Annotated in this window: 16 protein-coding genes; 9 read left to right on the top strand and 7 right to left on the bottom strand. The window is 69.8% G+C overall.

The annotated features are described in order from the left end of the window. Window positions 1-14 precede the first annotated feature (14 nt). A complete protein-coding gene (gene hisC / locus QA802_RS20965; protein WP_319165755.1) occupies window positions 15-1094 on the bottom strand; it encodes a histidinol-phosphate transaminase in 1080 nt (359 codons plus the stop codon). Window positions 1095-1610: 516 nt separating this feature from the next. Here hisC and QA802_RS20970 point away from each other — a divergent pair. The 3 genes from QA802_RS20970 to QA802_RS20980 all read left to right on the top strand — a co-directional run bounded on the left by QA802_RS20970 (window position 1611) and on the right by QA802_RS20980 (window position 5572). Next, complete coding sequence (locus QA802_RS20970; RefSeq protein ID WP_334524938.1) at window positions 1611-2723, top strand: LacI family DNA-binding transcriptional regulator; 1113 nt, start codon at window positions 1611-1613, stop codon at window positions 2721-2723. A 675-nt stretch (window positions 2724-3398) separates the two neighbouring features. Next, a complete protein-coding gene (locus QA802_RS20975) occupies window positions 3399-4484 on the top strand; it encodes a metallophosphoesterase (RefSeq protein ID WP_319165757.1) in 1086 nt (361 codons plus the stop codon). A 203-nt stretch (window positions 4485-4687) separates the two neighbouring features. After that, on the top strand, window positions 4688-5572 hold the full coding sequence (locus QA802_RS20980; protein ID WP_334524944.1) for a hypothetical protein: 885 nt from the start codon (window positions 4688-4690) through the stop codon (window positions 5570-5572). A gap of 397 nt (window positions 5573-5969) precedes the next feature. Here QA802_RS20980 and QA802_RS20985 read toward each other — a convergent pair whose 3' ends face one another. Both QA802_RS20985 and thiC read right to left on the bottom strand, forming a co-directional pair. Then, the gene (locus QA802_RS20985; RefSeq protein ID WP_334524947.1) at window positions 5970-7460 is read right to left on the bottom strand and encodes a VWA domain-containing protein; all 1491 of its coding nucleotides are present in this window, start codon (window positions 7458-7460) and stop codon (window positions 5970-5972) included. Window positions 7461-7577: 117 nt separating this feature from the next. Then, complete coding sequence (thiC, locus tag QA802_RS20990) at window positions 7578-9386, bottom strand: phosphomethylpyrimidine synthase ThiC (protein ID WP_334524950.1); 1809 nt, start codon at window positions 9384-9386, stop codon at window positions 7578-7580. 619 nt (window positions 9387-10005) lie between these two features. Between thiC and QA802_RS20995 the strand changes: the two genes are divergently transcribed. Further along, a complete protein-coding gene (locus QA802_RS20995; RefSeq protein ID WP_443042155.1) occupies window positions 10006-11715 on the top strand; it encodes a YibE/F family protein in 1710 nt (569 codons plus the stop codon). 349 nt (window positions 11716-12064) lie between these two features. On the opposite strand, the gene QA802_RS21000 is transcribed toward QA802_RS20995, so the two are convergent. The 4 genes from QA802_RS21000 to QA802_RS21015 form a co-directional block, all read right to left on the bottom strand. After that, complete coding sequence (locus QA802_RS21000) at window positions 12065-12511, bottom strand: SsgA family sporulation/cell division regulator (protein ID WP_319165762.1); 447 nt, start codon at window positions 12509-12511, stop codon at window positions 12065-12067. Between the two features lie 100 nt (window positions 12512-12611). Continuing rightward, window positions 12612-13475: an IclR family transcriptional regulator gene (locus QA802_RS21005; RefSeq protein WP_416070793.1), complete on the bottom strand. Its 864-nt coding sequence runs from the start codon at window positions 13473-13475 to the stop codon at window positions 12612-12614. 196 nt (window positions 13476-13671) lie between these two features. After that, window positions 13672-13884 (bottom strand): DUF5326 family protein, encoded by a 213-nt coding sequence (locus QA802_RS21010; protein ID WP_319165763.1) that lies wholly within the window; start codon window positions 13882-13884, stop codon window positions 13672-13674. Window positions 13885-14067: 183 nt separating this feature from the next. Continuing rightward, on the bottom strand, window positions 14068-14385 hold the full coding sequence (locus QA802_RS21015; protein WP_107442990.1) for a cupin domain-containing protein: 318 nt from the start codon (window positions 14383-14385) through the stop codon (window positions 14068-14070). A 58-nt stretch (window positions 14386-14443) separates the two neighbouring features. Between QA802_RS21015 and QA802_RS21020 the strand changes: the two genes are divergently transcribed. The 5 genes from QA802_RS21020 (at window position 14444) to QA802_RS21040 (ending at window position 18234) form a co-directional block, all read left to right on the top strand. Then, window positions 14444-14821 (top strand): phage holin family protein, encoded by a 378-nt coding sequence (locus QA802_RS21020; RefSeq protein ID WP_334524957.1) that lies wholly within the window; start codon window positions 14444-14446, stop codon window positions 14819-14821. Window positions 14822-14828: 7 nt separating this feature from the next. Continuing rightward, a complete protein-coding gene (locus QA802_RS21025) occupies window positions 14829-15371 on the top strand; it encodes a low molecular weight protein-tyrosine-phosphatase (protein WP_334524960.1) in 543 nt (180 codons plus the stop codon). Between the two features lies 1 nt (window position 15372). Then, window positions 15373-16530, top strand: coding sequence for a cystathionine gamma-lyase (locus QA802_RS21030; RefSeq protein WP_334524963.1), 1158 nt, complete (start codon window positions 15373-15375; stop codon window positions 16528-16530). A gap of 227 nt (window positions 16531-16757) precedes the next feature. Next, on the top strand, window positions 16758-17663 hold the full coding sequence (locus QA802_RS21035; protein WP_334524966.1) for a LysR family transcriptional regulator: 906 nt from the start codon (window positions 16758-16760) through the stop codon (window positions 17661-17663). Window positions 17664-17751: 88 nt separating this feature from the next. Further along, on the top strand, window positions 17752-18234 hold the full coding sequence (locus tag QA802_RS21040) for an NUDIX domain-containing protein (protein ID WP_020130685.1): 483 nt from the start codon (window positions 17752-17754) through the stop codon (window positions 18232-18234). The last annotated feature ends 39 nt before the right edge of the window (window positions 18235-18273 follow it).

Raw genomic sequence — 18273 nt, forward strand, 5'->3', positions numbered from 1 at the left:
ACCCGCACCGGGCGCTACAGCTCCTTACGGAAGCCCTCCGCCGCCTTCAGGAGGATGTCGTTCGCCTCGTTCTCGCCGATCGTCACCCGCACGCCCTCACCCGGGAACGGCCGCACCACGACGCCGGCGTGCTCGCACGCCGCCGCGAAGGCCGCCGTCCGCTCGCCCAGTCGCAGCCACACGAAGTTGGCCTGCGTCTCGGGCACCGTCCAGCCCTGCGCACGCAGGGCCTCGACCACGCGCAGCCGCTCGCACACCAGCGTGCCGACCCGGCCCAGCAGCGCGTCCTCGGCGCGCAGCGAGGCGATCGCGGCCTCCTGCGCGAGCTGGCTGACGCCGAACGGCACCGCCGTCTTGCGCAGCGCCTCCGCGACCGGCTCGTGGGCGATGGCGAAGCCCACCCGCAGACCGGCCAGGCCGTACGCCTTGGAGAAGGTCCGCAGCACGCACACATTGGGCCGCTTCCGGTACAGCTCGACGCCGTCCGGCACCTCGGGGTCGCGGATGAACTCGCGGTAGGCCTCGTCGAGCACGACCAGCACGTCCTGCGGCACCCGGTCCAGGAAACGTTCCAGCTCGGCCCGCCTGACCACGGTGCCCGTGGGGTTGTTGGGGTTGCAGACGAAGATCAGCCGCGTCCGGTCGGTGATCGCGTCGGCCATGGCGTCCAGATCGTGGACGTCCCCCGGCGTCAGCGGCACCTGCACGGCCCGCGCGCCGCTGATCTGCGTGATGATCGGATACGCCTCGAAGGACCGCCAGGCGTAGATCACCTCGTCGCCGGGGCCCGAGGTCGCCTGGACCAGCTGCTGGGCGACGCCGACCGAGCCGGTGCCGGTGGCCAGATGCGCGGCCGGAACGCCGAAGCGCTCGGAGATCTCGTTCACCAGCGCCGTGCATGCCAGGTCCGGGTAGCGGTTGAAGGCAGCGGCCGCGGCCGTCACGCTCTCCATCACCCCGGGCAGCGGCGGATAGGGGTTCTCGTTCGAGGACAGCTTGTAGGCCACGGGACCGCCCGCCGCAGCCGGCCTGCCCGGCTTGTAGGTGGGGATACCCTCCAGCTCGGCGCGCAGCTTGGGGCTCGTCTCGCTCACCGCAGTCCTCCTCGTGACACCACCGGCTTCAATACTGCTCACCTTATGAGGATTCGGCCCCGGTGCGTACAGGCGAGAAGCCCGCGATGGGGAACCGGCAGGAGCGGGACGCCGTCCGGCCACTACGGAAGGCCCCGTCCGGCCACTACGGAAGGCCCCGTCCGGCCGCCTCGGAAGGCCCCGTCCGGCCACTTCGGGAGGCGGGGACTTCCGTGATGTATGCGGATGAAGACGGATGAAGGGGCGGACGTCCGGGGGGCGCGCCGCACCTATATCCATGCGCCGGTGGCTCACGCCGTGGCGCGCATCCCTCGTGCAGGTGAGTTGAGACCTCTTCGAAACATCGGTGCGTTGGCAGGCTCATCCGTGCCGACACGTCACGTCCTGGGGTTGGAACCGCCAACTGACTTTGTTTCTAGTGCACTTGACCCACTTTCACCTTGCAGAAACGTGCCTGTCAACGCGTGCATATGCGTCCGCCCTACCCCACCGAATGAGCCCTACTATCGGCTCGCCATGACAGCAGCAGGGAAGCACCAGGTGAGCCGCGCGGAAACCTCACGCCGAAGCAGCCGGCCGGGCCGGGCGGGCATCAGGGACGTGGCCGCCGCCGCCGGAGTGTCCATCACGACCGTCTCGGACGCCCTCAACGGCAAGGGCAGGCTCCCCGATGCCACCCGACGCCATGTCCGCGAGGTCGCCGACCGACTGGGCTACCGCCCCTCCGCGGCCGCCCGAACCCTCCGTACCGGCAAGTCGGGCCTCATCGGCCTGACCGTGACCACGTACGGGGATGAACCTTTCACCTTCACCGAGTTCGCCTACTTCGCGGAGATGGCGCGCGCCGCCACGTCGGCCGCGCTCGCCCGCGGCTACGCGCTCGTGATCCTCCCCGCGACGTCGCGCCACGACGTGTGGTCGAACGTCGCCCTGGACGGCACGGTCGTCATCGACCCCTCCGACCATGATCCGGTGGTCAGCGAGCTGGTCCGACAGGGTCTACCGGTCGTCTCCGACGGCCGCCCGGCCGGCGCGCTCCCGGTCACCGCGTGGGTGGACAACGACCACGAGGCAGCCGTCCTCGACATCCTCGACCATCTGGCCGACGCCGGCGCCCGCCGCATCGGCCTGCTCACCGGCACCACCACGGACACGTACACGCACCTGTCGACCAACGCGTACCTGCGGTGGTGCGAGCGGGTCGGCCAGGACCCCGTCTACGAGGCCTATCCCGCCCACGACCCGTGCGCGGGCGCCGTGGCCGCCGACCGGCTGCTGGCCCGCCCGGACCGGCCGGACGCCGTCTACGGCCTGTTCGACCCCAACGGCACCGACCTTCTCGCCGCCGCCCGCCGCTACGGGCTGCGCGTCCCGGAGGAGCTGCTGATCGTCTGCTGCAGCGAGTCAACGGTGTACGCCAACACCGAGCCGCCCGTCACCACCCTCTCCCTCAAGCCGCGCCGCATCGGAACGGCGGTGGTGCAGCTCCTCATCGACGCGATCGAAGGCGTCCAGTCGGAAGAGACCGTCGAGCAGGTGGTACCGACCGAGCTCATGGTGCGAACGTCGTCCCAGCGCCGCCTGCCGCGCACGACGGTCAGCCCGCCCCGGACACCGGAGAAGGGGTGACCGGGCCGGCCGGCCTGAGAGCGACCACGCCGGAGGGGTGACCCCTCCGCGTGCCGCCGGGTGACCCCACCGGGGGAGTCACCCGGGGAAGGCACCCGGGGAAGGCGCCCACGGATGCGCCGGAGGGAAAGCCATCGGCCTCGGTCGGGACAGCCGCTGCGGGCACGGGGACCCGGTTCCGGGAGTGGCCGCGTCGCGTCAACGCCGGTGAGGAAGCAGCACGTATGGGCGATTTCCGGTGCGCGGGGAACGGCGGGGGCAGCCGGAGTCCGGGACGATCCGTCGGACGACGGCGAGGCTCCCGGCCGGCCCTCGCGGCAGACCCCGGCGCCCGCCCCCGCGCATCGCGCTCCCCCCTGCAGTCACCGAAGTCACACACGTCCCAGCCGACGCAACGCCTTTCACCGGGCCCCCGCCCGGCGTCCACCCCGCCGACCGGCGGGAGCCGTCCGGTGGTGCGGCGGTGCGGACACGGTGTGCGGGAGGGGCGGGGACTGCCGAAGCCCGGGCCAATCGGGGCGAAAGCCGCGACGAACCGGAGCCTCGCCTCGATTCCCCACCCCTGGGTCATCACACGGCGCGATCCGCATTCCTATGATGGGCGCACGGCACCGCGGGCCGCTGCGACCAGGCAGCCCGAAGGGTGCAGATGCGGCGCGATGGTGGAGGGGTCTGATGACTCAGGGGGCCGGTCAGGGACCCGAGGTGGAGCGGACGGCGACGTTGCGTGACTTCCGGGTGCCCGCGTACGTCAACGAGACCGGTCCGTACGACCACGACACCCATCCCGGGAACGCCGCACCGCCCATCGAGGAGCCGCTGGAACACCCGGACGGCTATACGCCGACCCAGCGCGACCTGCCCGTCATCCACCGTCGCGGCGACACACTCCAGGTGACCGTGGACCCGGCAGCCGTCCAGGCGCCGGTGCCCGCGACCGGCCCGGGCCCGCTGTTCGTCGTCGGCGACGTGCACGGCTACCTCGACGAACTGGTCGGCGCCCTGCGAGAGCAGGGGCTGCTCGACGCGGCCGGCAACTGGTGCGCGGGCACGGCCCGCCTCTGGTTCCTCGGCGACTTCACCGACCGCGGTCCGGACGGCATCGGCGTCATCGACCTCGTCATGCGGCTGTCCGCCGAGGCCGCCGCGGCCGGCGGGTACTGCAAGGCGCTCATGGGCAACCACGAACTGCTGCTGCTCGGCGCCAAACGGTTCGGCGACACCCCGGTCAACTCCGGCGCCGGCACCGCCACCTTCCAGGCGGCCTGGCTGCTCAACGGCGGCCAGAAGTACGACATGGACCGGCTCCAGGACCACCACCTGCAGTGGATGTCCCGTCTCGACGCCATGGAGGAGGTCGACGGCCATCTGCTCGTCCACTCCGACACCACCGCCTACCTCGACTACGGCGACTCGATCGAGGCGGTCAACGACACCGTCCGCGAAACGATCACGCGTAACGACGCGGACGAAGTGTGGGACCTGTTCCGCAAGTTCACGAAGCGTTTCTCCTTCCGCGACGAGGGCGGCGCCGACGCCGTGCGTTCCCTCCTCGATACGTACGGCGGCACCCGCATCGTTCACGGCCACAGCCCGATTCCGTACCTGCTCGGCGAAGTCGGCTCCGAGGAGGGCGAGGACAGCAGCGGGCCGCATGTCGAGGGACCGCACGTCTACGCCGACGGGCTGGCCATCGCGATGGACGGCGGCGTGACGATGGCCGGGAAGCTCCTGGTCCAGCAATTGCCCCTGAACGCCTGAGCGTCACCGATCGCCTACGGTGCGTCACCCGGCCCGCTCCGGACCCGTCACCGTCACCGCAGGCCAGAGGCCAATTTCGGCAAACCCCCTGTCACGCCATGCCGTCGCCGCTCTACCATCGGTTCATCCGTAGCAGGCTCCCCTCCGTTTCTGCCCGACGGCTCGTTGGCATGCGAGCCCCAAGCCCTACGGAGCATCGGGGGATGCACATGAACAGCGTTCCGCAGCACCTGCACAGCGAGGACCGCCAGGAGTACGAGCGGATCCTCGACGAGGCGCTGCGCTCCGCCCCGTACCACCCGGAACTGACCGATGTGGGACAGCGACTCAACGCCGAACAACTGCGCACCATGGCCCTCAACGCCTCCGCGCTCATCACGGTGGCCGCGGCGGCCGAGTACCAGCACTACGTCAAGATCCGCGAGGAACTGCGCCATCCCGCGCCGACGACCCCGTCGGGCCCCTCGTCCACCACCGGGACCGGCCCCGCGGAGCCGGGCGCGACCGCGATGGGCATCGCCAACAGCATGGGGGAGGCGGCCCAGGCCGCCGAAGCCGCCGGCGCCGGCGCGGTCGCCGCCGTCCTCACCCCCGTCCTCGCCGGGACCGCGGCGGCGATATTCCTCCTCGTCGGCTACATCCTCAGAGCGCTCGACCCCCAACAGGCGTTCGCCCAGACGATGCTCACGGCGGGCTGGGCCTTCGGGGCCGTGGCCGCGGCCGCGATCCTCGTCGCCACCATCGCGCTGCTGCTCACCGCCCTGCGCAACCGGCCATCACTGGAAGCCGGACCGTACAGCGAACTGAGCGAAGAGGTGGACCAGGCCAGAGAGGCCTGGCGGGAAGCCCTGCTGGAGCGCGGCATCCTGCCGTTCCTCCAGGAGGCCCTCACCGCTCCGGGGGCGGTGGCCCCCGTGCACAGCGACCCCGTGCCGCCCGCCCCCGTCAGCCGCCTGCCGAAAATCGGCTACGACCGCCCGGGGTTCAGCAGCCCCGACGACGGCCGCTCGGCCGGCTCACGGCCCAGTTTCAGCAGCCCCGACTACTCCAGCCCGGACTTCGGCGGGCCGGACCACCAGCCGGAATAGCACCCTGGCACCCTGGCACCCCTGGCCGCCACGACCCCCTGGCCGCCGGAATGGGCGTCCGGCGTGCGCCCCGGCGAGCCCAGCAGCCAGACCGCCCGGCAAGCCTCACCGCCCGGCCGCCAGGTCCACAGGCCGGTGCCGGGAACGCAGACCGGCCGACGCCCCGAGCATCGGCCGACGCCCGAGGGCCGGGATGGCCAGAGTCGAGGCGGTGCCGGTTGGGCTGAAGCCGGCTCAGGCAGCACCAGGGATCGGCTGAAGCAGGGGGCCGAGGCTCGGCAACGGCCTGCCCCGTCTCAGGCGACGGACGGCGGTGCGGGACCGGAGCGCCACCGACAGCCGCAGGCACGCGCCTCCCGACGGCTGCAGGCACGCGCCTCCCGACGGGCGCAGGCCGTCAGAGGATGCCGGCCTGCCCCGCAGCCGTGATCCAGCTGGGGAACTCGGAGAGAAGCCGGTCGTACAGCTCCTGGTCCGGGACGCTGCCGATGTCGTCGACGGCGAAGAAGCCCACGTTGTCCACGCGACGCCCGGGCAGCGTGTCGAACCGTTCCAGGACACCGTAGTTGGACCGGCCGAGTCCCACGAACTGCCAGAAGATCGGCTCCTCGACCGCGGCCCGCAGCTCCCGTTCGATCGCCGCGTCCCGGTAGACCCCACCGTCGGAGAAGAACAGCACCAGGGTCGGAACAGGTGCCGGATTCTCCCGCACAAAGGACCTGACCTGTGCGATCGCCTTCTGCTCCTCGTTCTGGATGCCGACCGAGCGCATGTCCACCTGCCCGGGCTCCATCCCCTTGCGAGGCTTCTTGCCGCGCCGGAACAGACTGATCTCTCCCCCGCGCACATGCAGTCGCAGCCACTCGGGAAGCTCCCCCAAGCGCAGGTCGGGAAGGCGAGCGGCTTCGCTGGCGAACGTCCATGCCTGCATCTCCCCGTCGTCGTCGAGTTGCGCCACCACCGCCGCCATCCGCTCCACGACGTCCGCCACCACCCCCCGGGAGTACAGGAACGCCATGGAACCGGAGGCGTCGAGGACGAGCACGACCCTGGCGCTGATCCCGGCCGCCCCCCGCTTGCTCAGGCTGACGGCGACCTGCTCCTTGCGCAGCGACAGACGCTTGCGCATGTCCACGGGAAGCCGCTCCTCCCCCTTGGTCAGGCGGGGACCCGAGGGCCCGGTGACACCCGCACCCGTCTCCCGCAGGCCTGGGTGACCGGGCGTCACCGAAGCCGACGGGACAGCCGAGGGCCCGCCCGGGCCAACGACCCGGGGCGTGTCCGGGTGGACCTCCCGGGGCGTGTCCGGGTGGACCTGCGGCGCCCTGCCCGGCTGACCGGACGCCTGCTCCTGCCCCTCGTCGATCGTGATCCCGAAGTCGGTGGCCAGCCCCGCGAGTCCGGACGCGTATCCCTGCCCGACCGCCCGGAACTTCCAGCGGCCCTCGCGCAGGTACAGCTCACCGCCGATGAACGCCGTCTCCGTGTCGGCCTGCATCTCGAAGCGAGCCAGTTCGGACCGCCCGTGCGTGTCCAGCACCCGCAGCGTCAGACCGGTGACCTGCCCGAAGACACCGCCGTCGGCCGACGCACACAGCACCACCCGCGTGATCACGCGCTCCAGCGCGCTGAAGTCCACCTCCACCGTGTCGGTCATGAAGCCGTCGGCGCGCTGCTTGCCGAGGTGCCGCACAGCCCCGGACGCGTGCCGGGGCTGGTTGTAGAAGACGAAGTCACCGTCGCCCCGCACCCGTCCGTCGGCGGTCAGCAAGAGCGCCGAGGCGTCGACGTCCGGCCCTCCGGCGCCCTCGGACCAGCTGAGTTCCACACGAACAGCGTGCGAGTCGACCGCCAGGTTGGCGCCCTTGCTCATGGATCGCGCAGTCATGAGCACAGTCAAGCACCGCGTCCCCGGGTCCCGGCCGGGTGAACCTCCCCGGCCGGGAACGCGGGCGGACCGCACCCGGGCCTCGGAACGGCCCGGGTCGTCCGTCGGCCACCCCCGTCAGGTGGCCAGGGGCAGATACACCCGGTTCCCGCCCTCCGCGAACTCCTTGGACTTCTGCGCCATGCCTTCCTCGATCTCCGCCCTGCTACCGCCGTGAGCACGCCGGATGTCCTGTGAGATCTTCATCGAGCAGAATTTCGGACCGCACATCGAGCAGAAGTGCGCCGTCTTCGCGGGCTCGGCCGGGAGGGTCTCGTCGTGGAACTCCCGTGCCGTGTCCGGGTCGAGGGCAAGGTTGAACTGGTCCTCCCAGCGGAACTCGAAGCGGGCGTCGGACAGCGCGTCGTCCCATTCCTGCGCACCGGGGTGCCCCTTGGCGAGGTCGGCGGCGTGGGCAGCAATCTTGTAGGTGATGACACCCGTCTTGACGTCGTCACGGTTGGGCAGACCAAGGTGTTCCTTGGGCGTGACGTAGCAGAGCATCGCCGTGCCCCACCAGGCGATCATCGCAGCGCCGATGCCAGAGGTGATGTGGTCGTACGCGGGCGCGACGTCCGTCGTCAGCGGGCCGAGCGTATAGAACGGAGCTTCATCACAGATCTCCTGCTGAAGGTCGATGTTCTCCTTGATCTTGTGCATCGGGACATGCCCCGGGCCTTCGATCATGGTCTGTACGTTGAAACGCTTGGCGATCGTGTTGAGTTCCCCGAGCGTCCTCAACTCGGCGAACTGCGCCTCGTCGTTGGCGTCCGCGATGGAACCCGGTCGCAGCCCGTCGCCCAGCGAGTAGGTGACGTCGTAGGCGGCGAGGATCTCGCAGAGTTCCTCGAAGTTCTCGTAGAGGAACGACTCCTTGTGGTGGGCGAGGCACCAGGCGGCCATGATCGAGCCGCCGCGCGACACGATGCCGGTCTTGCGGTTGGCGGTGAGCGGGACGTACGGGAGACGGACACCCGCGTGGACCGTCATGTAGTCCACGCCCTGCTCGGCCTGTTCAATGACCGTGTCCTTGTAGATCTCCCAGGTCAACTCCTCGGCGCGACCGTCGACCTTCTCCAGTGCCTGGTACAGCGGCACCGTGCCGATGGGGACGGGGGAGTTGCGCAACACCCATTCGCGGGTGGTGTGGATGTTGCGCCCGGTGGACAGGTCCATGACCGTGTCGGCGCCCCAACGGGTCGCCCAGGTCATCTTCTCGACCTCCTCCTCGATGGAGGACGTCACCGCCGAGTTCCCGATGTTGGCGTTGACCTTCACCAGGAACCGCTTGCCGATGATCATCGGCTCGATCTCCGGGTGGTTGACGTTGGCCGGCAACACGGCCCGGCCCGCCGCTATCTCATCGCGCACCACCTCAGGAGAGACGTTCTCCCGGATGGCCACGAACTCCATCTCGGGCGTGATCTCTCCCCGGCGCGCGTACGCGAGCTGAGTGACGGCCCTGCCGTCCCGGCCACGGCGCGGCAGGCGCGGTCGGCCCGGGAACACCGCATCCAGGTTGCGCAGGCCTCCACGCGGCGAGGTGTGCTTGATGCCGTCGTCCTCGGGACGGACGGGACGGCCCGCGTACTCCTCGGTATCGCCACGGGAGATGATCCAGTTCTCGCGCAGCGGAAGGAGTCCCCTGCGCACGTCCGTCTCGACGAGCGGATCGGTGTACGGGCCGGACGTGTCGTACAGCGTGACCGACCGGCCGTTGGTGAGGTGCACCTGTCGGACCGGCACCTGGAGGTCGGGGCGTTCACCCTCGACGTACCCCTTGTGCCAGCCGATGGACCTCCCGCTCTCCACAGCGTTGACGTCGACCGCGTGCTCGCTGGTGACGTCCTGCATGGAGGCAGGCGTGCGTGCGTCCTTGTTGGTCATGAGACCTACTCCCTACGCCGGCATTACCCGGTAACAGGTTCGGCGGTCGACGCAGCGGCTACCGTCTCCCGACGCTCATGGGAAACATCACTCGATTCGAGAGACGTTTCACGTGAAACATCGCGAAGGCGGAGGTCAGCGTCCTCTCAGCCCGGTGCTCCGAGCTCCCGCGTGTGCAAAAGGTGGCTCCACGCTAGCGGCTCTTGTGGCGCGGTGAACAGTGGGCCTCTTTCGTTCTTGCGATGATCGGGCGGTGACGACACACCAGCCCCCGTACCCGCCGCCTGAGCCGCCCCGCCGGCCTGCCGCCGGAAACGGTCCCGGCAGTGGCCCAGGTGCCGGTGCCGGCAACAGCTTCGAGCACGGCTCCAGACGCGGCCCCGGAGAAGACCGCCGTGTCGATCGCGGTGTCGATCGCGGTGTCGACAGCGGTTTTGAGGGCGGGGGTGACCGCGGTCGCCCCCACGGCACTGGCCCTGCACACCCTCCGGGATACGCCGGCGGGTTGGGCGGCCTGGGCGGTCTGCGTCGTCAGGGTCGTGGTGCGACTCCAGGCGGCCAGGACCCAGGTCCCGGCGGAGCTCCTGCGCAAGGGCGCGGGAACGGACAGGGGCAGCGATTGGGGCAGGGCACCGGGACGGGATCGCCGGGGCAGCCACCTGAGTACGGGCGGGAACAGAATTCCGGTAACGGTCACGATCCGTTCTTCGACGCACCTCGTCACAGCGGCTGGGGGAACGGCCCTGCCGACAGCCACGGCGAGGGGCACGATGACGGCCACGGGCACCACCGCCTCGGTGACGACGCGCAAGGGCCCGGCCACGCCCACGAGGCCTCCCACGGCCACGGTTCCCATTCCGGTCACGGTCCCGGCGCTGTTCCCGGTTCAGCCGGCGCCGCCAACGGTGGGAACGACGGATACGGGCCAGGACACGGGCCAGGACACGGGTCAGGGCATGGGTCGGGGCATACGCATGGCCACAGCCACAGTCACGGTCCGGCCGCCCCCGTCTCCCAGCACCTGCGCAAGGTCATCGCAGCCATCCTCATCCCGTTCGGCGCCGCGGTGATGGTCGGGCTCGTGGTGCTGTGGCCCGGCGGGGCCCCGGCGCACGAGCGCACCGGCGTCGGCTTCGACCGGCAGACCCAGCAGGCCACGGTCACCAAGGTGCTGCGCGTGAGCTGCGCGTCGGTGAACGCCTCCGGCGACACCCCCACCGGGGACACTTCGACGGCCGAAGGATCCTCCGCCCAGCAGCAGGCGAGCGGCACCTGCAAGAAGGCCACGATCCGGGTGGACACCGGCGACGACAAGGGCCGCACGTTCACCGAGATCGTCCAGCCGGACCAGTCACGACAGTTGGAGCAGGGCGAGAAGGTCGTGGTCGCCTACGAGCCCTCCGCGCCGAAGGACCTCCAGTACTCGGTCGCCGACGTGAACCGCCGTGTCCCGATGGCGTTGCTGGCCATCATCTTCGCGGTCGCCGTCGTGGTCGTCGGGCGGCTCCGCGGCGTCATGGCCCTGATCGCGCTGGCCATCAGCTTCATGGTGCTGAACTTCTTCGTCCTCCCCGCGATCCTGCAGGGCTCCAACCCGCTGATCGTGGCGGTGGTGGGGTCGAGCGCCATCATGCTGATCGCGTTGTATCTCTGCCACGGTCTCTCGGCCCGCACCTCCGTCGCGGTGCTCGGCACGCTCATCTCGCTGCTGCTGATCGGCGTCCTCGGTTCGCTGTTCATCGACTGGGCGTTCCTGACCGGCAACACGGACGACAACACCGGCCTGATCCACGGCCTGTACCCGTCCATCGACATGAGCGGTCTGCTGCTCGCCGGCATCATCATCGGCTCGCTCGGTGTCCTCGACGACGTGACCGTCACCCAGACATCGGCGGTCTGGGAGCTGCACGAGGCCAACCCGTCGATGGGCTGGCGTGCTCTGTACCGCGCCGGCATCCGCATCGGCCGGGACCACATCGCCTCAGTGGTGAACACGCTCGTTCTCGCCTACGCGGGCGCGGCGCTGCCCCTGTTGCTGCTCTTCTCGATCGCGCAGAGCAGCGTGGGGACGGTCGCCAACAGCGAGTTGGTCGCCGAGGAGATCGTACGGACGCTGGTGGGCTCGATCGGCCTGGTCGCCTCCGTGCCCGTCACGACGGCTCTGGCGGCCCTCGTGGTCGCCGCGGACCGGCCGCCCGCGGGGTCGGCGCCCACAACAGCTCAGAGGGCGTCTCCAGCGGCATCGACGGCTTCGGCGGGAGCTGCGGGAGCGGCACCCGCGGTTTCGGCCCAGAGTCGGGGCGGCCGCGGCAGACGGCGCAAGCACTGATCGCTCGCCGGGCCGGAAATCCGCCGGTCCGGCCCCCGCTGCGCCGGCCCGCCATGACGACAGCTCCCGCGCTACCCCACCAGGGCAGCCGAGCGGCTCGCCCAGCACGTGCGGGCCCACGCAGCACAGGCCGCACAGGCCGCACAGGCCGCACAGGCCGCACAGGCCGCACGCGAGGATGGGCGGTGCCGAGCGGCGCGGACCGCGCACATAGGGCTGGCGCGGCCCGCGTCGGAACCGGAGGCGCCCGCAGCCGGCCACGCGCCGTCAGGAGACGAAGAACCGTTCCTGCGCAATGCTGCCCACAGCGAGGCACCCGGATCCGGCACCGCCCACCACCACCGTCACCTCAGCCGGCGTTCTGCTCCTCCGCCAGGATGCGGTTCAGCGCCTCGTCCAGATGGGTGTCGAAGTCGGCGAGAGCCCCCTCCTGGCCCAGCGGAACCACCTTGTCGGTTCGGTCGAGGAAGGCCACCAGCGGGGCAGCCGATGAGCGGAAGAGCGCCTGGTCGCCGCCGACCTGAAGCCGAATCAGAACTTCGCCCAGCACATCGGGTTCCACGGGTGACACCCGGACGTCTCCCTCTCCGCACGGCCTGCCCACCCCGTCGATGAGCAGCTCGCGCCCGAAAGCCCAGGTCACCGGGGCATCGCCGGGCAGATGGAAAGTGAGCCGCACGGCATAGGGATCGCACGACTCGTACCCCAGCTCCACGGGGATGCGGAACGAGAGCTCCTCGGAGACGAGGAAGCTCATCATGACCTCTGCCTGTACTGCCTGTACGGACTCGCGCATCGCCTTACCCCGTCATTTGCCTTCGACTGGCCGGGAATGGACCATCTGACACTGCACGCATCTTGCAGAAAGTACACAACAGATCACAAGGAGTGAGTTTTCAGATACTGATAGAGATCGCGAGTGATCCCAACAGTCGCCCCACCTCGTTCTGCAACTCCCGGGCCGCGGGCAGCAGCCGATCGGCGTGATGGGCGGGAAGGGAGATCGCCATGGTGGCTGCCGTGGTGCCCACGGTGATCGGAATGGCGGCGCAGACCGTGCCCAGCGCGTACTCCTGCCGCTCCAGAACGGGGTCCATGCGCCGCATGCGTTCCAGGCGCCGCAGCAGTGCGTGGTTGTCCCGCACGGTGTAGGGGGTGATGGACTGCGCCGGGTAGCGGCGCAGGTGGTCGCGGCGGGTGTCCTCGTCCAGCTGGGACAGAAGGCACTGGCCGATGGCGTGCGCGTGTCCGGTCTCGCGGAAGTCGGCCCATTCCTCCACCGCCGGATTTCCCGGGGTGTCCGAGACGCACATGATCTCGATCTCGCCGTCTCGGTAGCGGGCGTAGTACACGGGCACACCGATCGAATCGCGCCACTGCGCGAGAGTGTCGGCAACCGTGCTGCGACGTTTCTGCGCCGCTCCGCTGCTGCCGAGCCGCTCAGCGGCCTCGCCGAGGAAGAACAGTCCCTTGTCCCGGCGCAGATAGCCCTCGTGCACCAGGGTGCGCAGCAGGTGGTAGGCCGTGGGCAGCGCCAGACCGGTCTCCCGGGCCAGCTGCTTGGCCGGGGCTCCGTATGTGTGCTCGGCGACGGATTCCAGCAGCCGCATGGCTCGCTGTACAGAGCCGATCAGGGTGGCCGCCGGATGCGGCTGCTCGGGAACCCCGGGGTTAGGGGGGAGTTGGAAGGGAGGTGCCGGGGAGCGCGGCTGGTCGGGAGGCACGTGCGGCTCTGCGGATGCGGTGTCAACCATGGCCAAGGGTCACTCTCGAAGGGCGAGGGGGCGGTCCGTGCAAGGAACACGGGTGGGGGTGTACGCCGCTCGCGGGCATCGTCCCGCGTCGAGTTCCGGACTTTAACCGGCTGCCACCGCGTGCAGACGGACTGTCAGGAAAACTTCCCCCGGGCGAGGGAACCGGCGAATCGTGTTACCGATCACCGGTCTCCCGCACCGCTCACCAGTCGCGGCGCGACGAGGAACTCGACAGGAACTTCCGCACCACGTAGATCAGTCCGCCGACCAGCGCCACGAAGACCAGCAGCTTGAAGAGCAGGCCGATCACGAACCCGACGACGCTGGCTATCAGCCCGCCGAACACGACCAGGGCGATGACCGGCACCGCGACCCACTTCACCCACCACGGCAGTCCCGAGAAGATCTCTTGCATCGCCCTGGTCCTCATTCTCTTCGGTCGAGGTCCGGCACTCCTGTCGGGCCGGATCATTTCGATGTTCTGGCATCGATGCTAGGGCCGAGAGGGGTGCCGGCGGGGGCCTCGCACCCCTTGTCCTCCCCTGACCGATCCCCTAGGGAACCCTGAGGCCGGACCTCGGCTGCACGGTGGAGACGGTCAGCCCTCCGGCGGCGAGAACACTACGAGGACTCGCAGGTCCTCGCTGATGTGATGGAACTTGTGAGCGACACCCGCCGGGACGTACACCACGCTGCCGCGGGCGACCTGTGTGGTCTCCAGGCCGACGGTGATCGACGCTCGTCCGCTCACAACGAAGTACACCTCGTCCTGGTTGTGCGGGTTCTGTGGATCATGCGTGCCCGCATCGAGCGCGTACAGCCCGACCGACATGTTCCGTTCGCGCAGAAACTGCAGGTAGGCCCCGTCATTGGCGGCGCGTTCCGCCTCCAGTTCATCCAACCGGAATGCCTTCATCTACCTTGTCCGCCCTCGTCCGGTGCTCGTTGCCGATCTCTCTGCCACGATCAGACACATGAAGAATTTCGTAGTCAAGACGATCGCCAACGCAGGTGCCCTGGCGGTCGCCGTCTGGCTGCTCGACAAGATCACCCTGACCGGTGACAGCACGGGCAAGAAGATCGGCACCCTCCTCGTCGTCGCCTTGCTCTTCGGCCTGGTGAACTCCGTGGTCAAGCCGATAGTGAAGGTACTGACCTTCCCTCTGTTCATTCTCACGCTCGGTCTGATCACCCTGGTGGTCAACGCCCTGATGCTGCTGCTCACCTCATGGCTGGCCGACAAGTTCGACCTGAGTTTCCACGTGGAGGGTTTCTGGACCGCGGTTCTGGGCGGCCTGATCATCTCGGTCGTGTCCTGGGCGCTCAACGTCGTCCTGCCGGACGGGGACTGAGCAGTCGATGACCTACCGTGTCTGTTTCGTCTGCACCGGCAACATCTGTCGCTCGCCGATGGCCGAGGCGGTCTTCCGCGCGCGAGTGGCGGAGTCCGGCCTCGAGGGACTGGTCGAGGTCGACAGCGCAGGCACGGGTGACTGGCACGCGGGCGAGAACGCCGACGCGCGTGCCCTCGCCGTCCTGGAAGGGCACGGATACGCCCTCGACCACACGGCCCGGCGATTCGAGCCGTCCTGGTTCGCCCGCCTCGACCTGGTGATCGCCTTGGACTGCGGCCATCTCAGGGCCCTACGCGGGCTGGCTCCCACGCCGGAGGACGCAGCGAAGGTACGGCTGCTGCGGTCCTATGCCCGCCCGAAGGCCGGACGTCTCCCGGGGGCCGCCTCACCCGCTGCGTCCGACCCGGCCGACCCGGCTGACGGCGACCTCGACGTCCCCGACCCCTACTACGGGGGTCTGGAAGGCTTCGAGGAGTGCCTTGAGATGGTGGAGGAGGCGAGCAACGGTCTGCTCGCCGCCGTACGGGACGATGTGGAAGGCCAGTGACATGAACGGTTTCGCTGCGAACGGGGGCCCTTCGGGGGGCGACGGCGAGGGCACCCGCGCGGTGCGGGCCGGGCTGCCCGAGCCGGTGAAGTACGAGCCGACCCTCCCCGGTCCGGTGTTCGCAGCCCACTTCCACCTGCCGGGCGAGCCCACGGGTCCCTACACCTACGGACGCGACGAGAACCCGACGTGGACCCGCCTGGAGGACGCCATCGGCGAGCTCGAGGCGCCGGGGCAGGACGGCGTCGAGACGCTCGTCTTCGCCTCCGGCATGGCCGCGATCTCCTCGGTGCTCTTCTCTCAGTTGCGCGCCGGCGACGCCGTCGTGCTGCCCGATGACGGCTACCAGGCACTGCCTTTGGCGCGTGCACAACTGGAGGCGTTCGGCATCGAGGTGCGGACCGCGCCGACGGGCGGCAACGCACAACTCGCCCGCCTCGACGGTGCGAAGCTGCTGTGGATCGAGTCCCCGTCGAACCCCGGGCTCGAGGTGTGCGACATCGGCCGGCTGGTCGAGGCGGCACACGCGCGCGGCGTGCTGGTGGCCGTCGACAACACGCTCGCCACCCCGCTCGGCCAGCGCCCGCTGGCGCTGGGCGCCGACTTCTCGGTGGCCAGCGGCACCAAGCAGCTCACGGGGCACGGCGATGTCCTTCTCGGCTACGTCACCGGGCGTGGCGGCCGGCCGATGACGGCCGTACGGCACTGGCGCAAGATCGTGGGGGCGATTCCCGGGCCCATGGAGGCGTGGCTCGCCCACCGATCGATCGCTACCTTGCAGCTGCGGGTGGACCGGCAGAGCGCCGGCGCTCTGGCCGTGGCCGAGGCTCTGCGGGGGAGGCCCGAGGTGAGCGGACTGCGCTATCCAGGACTGCCGGACGACCCCTCGCACAAGGTCGCCTCGCAGCAGATGCGCCGCTATGGGTGCGTGGTCTCCTTCACGCTGCCCACGCGCGCGCGTGCCGAGCGTTTCCTCGAGGCCCTGCGCCTGGTGGACGAGGCGACGAGCTTCGGCGGGGTCCGCTCCACCGCGGAGCGGCGCGGACGCTGGGGCGGGGACGCGGTACCGGAGGGGTTCGTCCGGCTGTCCGTGGGCGCCGAGGACGTCGAGGACCTCGTGGCGGACGTGCTGCGTGCGCTGGAAGAGTCGGCGGAATGACCGGCTTACGCACCCCCCTCCAGGCGTCCCCGGTCACAACGGACGGTCCGAGCCTCCCCCCTCGTGGCTCGGACCGTCCGCGGTTCTGCACGCGAAGAACCGCGTCCACAAGGCTAGTTGACTCTGTGTCAGTGTCCAATCACTCTGACGGCAGAGACCTATCGACTTATTTATAGTTGAGCCCTGCCTCAGAGCCGGGAGGGAAGCGGGAAAGAGGAGGAAGCGCCATGGATCTGGCCTTGCTGCGCACGTTCGTGACGGTGCACCGGGCCGGCTCCTTCACCCGCGCCGCCGCTCTGCTGGGCCTGTCCCAGCCGGCCGTGACCTCGCAGATCCGCACTCTGGAGCGCCAATTGGGCCGCCCCCTGTTCCTGCGCCAGGCTCGCGGCGTCACCCCGACCAGCATCGGCGACGAGCTCGCCCACAAGGCCGCTCCGCATCTCGACGCCCTGGCGGAGATCGCTCAGACCGGCCTGGACGACGAGTCCGCCGAGCGCACGCTGCACCTCGCCGGACCTCCCGAGTTCACCGCCGAGCGAGCCCTGCCCGCGCTCACCGGACCGTCCCGCGACGACGGTCAGGGATTCGCCGTGCGCGCCTCCTTCGGGAACGCCGAGGAGGTCCTGGAGGGCGTGGCCGCCGGGCACCATGACCTCGCCATCAGTACGGCCCGGCCGCGAGGAGCGCTCCTCATGGCCACCCCGCTGTGCGACGAGGAGCACGTCCTGGTCGCCGCCCCTCAGTGGGACGAGCTGATCGACGCCGGAACGCCGTGCCGCAAGGACGCGTCCGCGCTGGAGAACCTGCCCGTCGTCGAGGTTCATGAGTCGCTTCCCCTGGTCTCCCGGTACTGGGCAGCGGTCTTCGACTCCCGCCCAGCGGCATCGGGCGCCGTCATCGTTCCCGACCTTCGTGCGGTGCTTGCCTGCGCGATCGCGGGCGCCGGCCTTGCGGTGCTGCCCCGCTATCTGTGTGCGGCCGCACTCGAGCGCGGGGAGGTCGTCGCGCTGCATGAGCCCACGGTGCCTCCGCTGCGCACCTACGTCCTGGTCGTGCGCACCGGAACGCTGGCGGTGCCCCAGGTGGCAAGGGCCCACGAGCGCTTGCTGGCGGCCGCTGCCGACTGGTGCTGACGCCCTTTCCGCACGATGTCACAGCGTGGGTCCGTCTGGTCACGCATCACGATGTTTCACGTGGAACCAGCCGGGCCACATTTCTCCCATGACCGTCCGACCCGTGGTCAAGCGCACCGCACGAGCCGTCCTGCTGGACGGCGACAACCTGATCCTGATCAAACGCACCAAGCCCGGTGTGGATCCCTACTGGGTCACGCCTGGTGGCGGGGTCGAGCCGGACGACGCAACAGTCGTGGACGCCCTGCACCGCGAGGTCCACGAAGAACTGGGCGCCAAGATCACCGACGTGGTCCCGTGCTTCGTGGACACCGTCGAGCACATCGGCGACGACGGCGGTGCGACCGGTGTGAAAGTGCAGCACTTCTTCGTCTGCCGTCTGGAGTCCATGGACCCGGCACAGAGGCACGGCCCTGAGATCGAGGAACCGGCCGGCGAGTACGAGATCGTCCGTGTGCCGTTCACCCGTGTCGGAATCGCCTCCGTCCACCTGGTGCCGCTGTCGCTGCGGCACTATCTCGACGGCAACATCGAGGGCGTTCGCGCGATGCACGCACCCGACCTCGGCTGACGCCCGGATCCGGTAGCGGCGCGACGCGGAGTACGGGGT

The organism is Streptomyces sp. B21-105 (assembly GCF_036898465.1).
GTDB lineage: Bacteria > Actinomycetota > Actinomycetes > Streptomycetales > Streptomycetaceae > Streptomyces.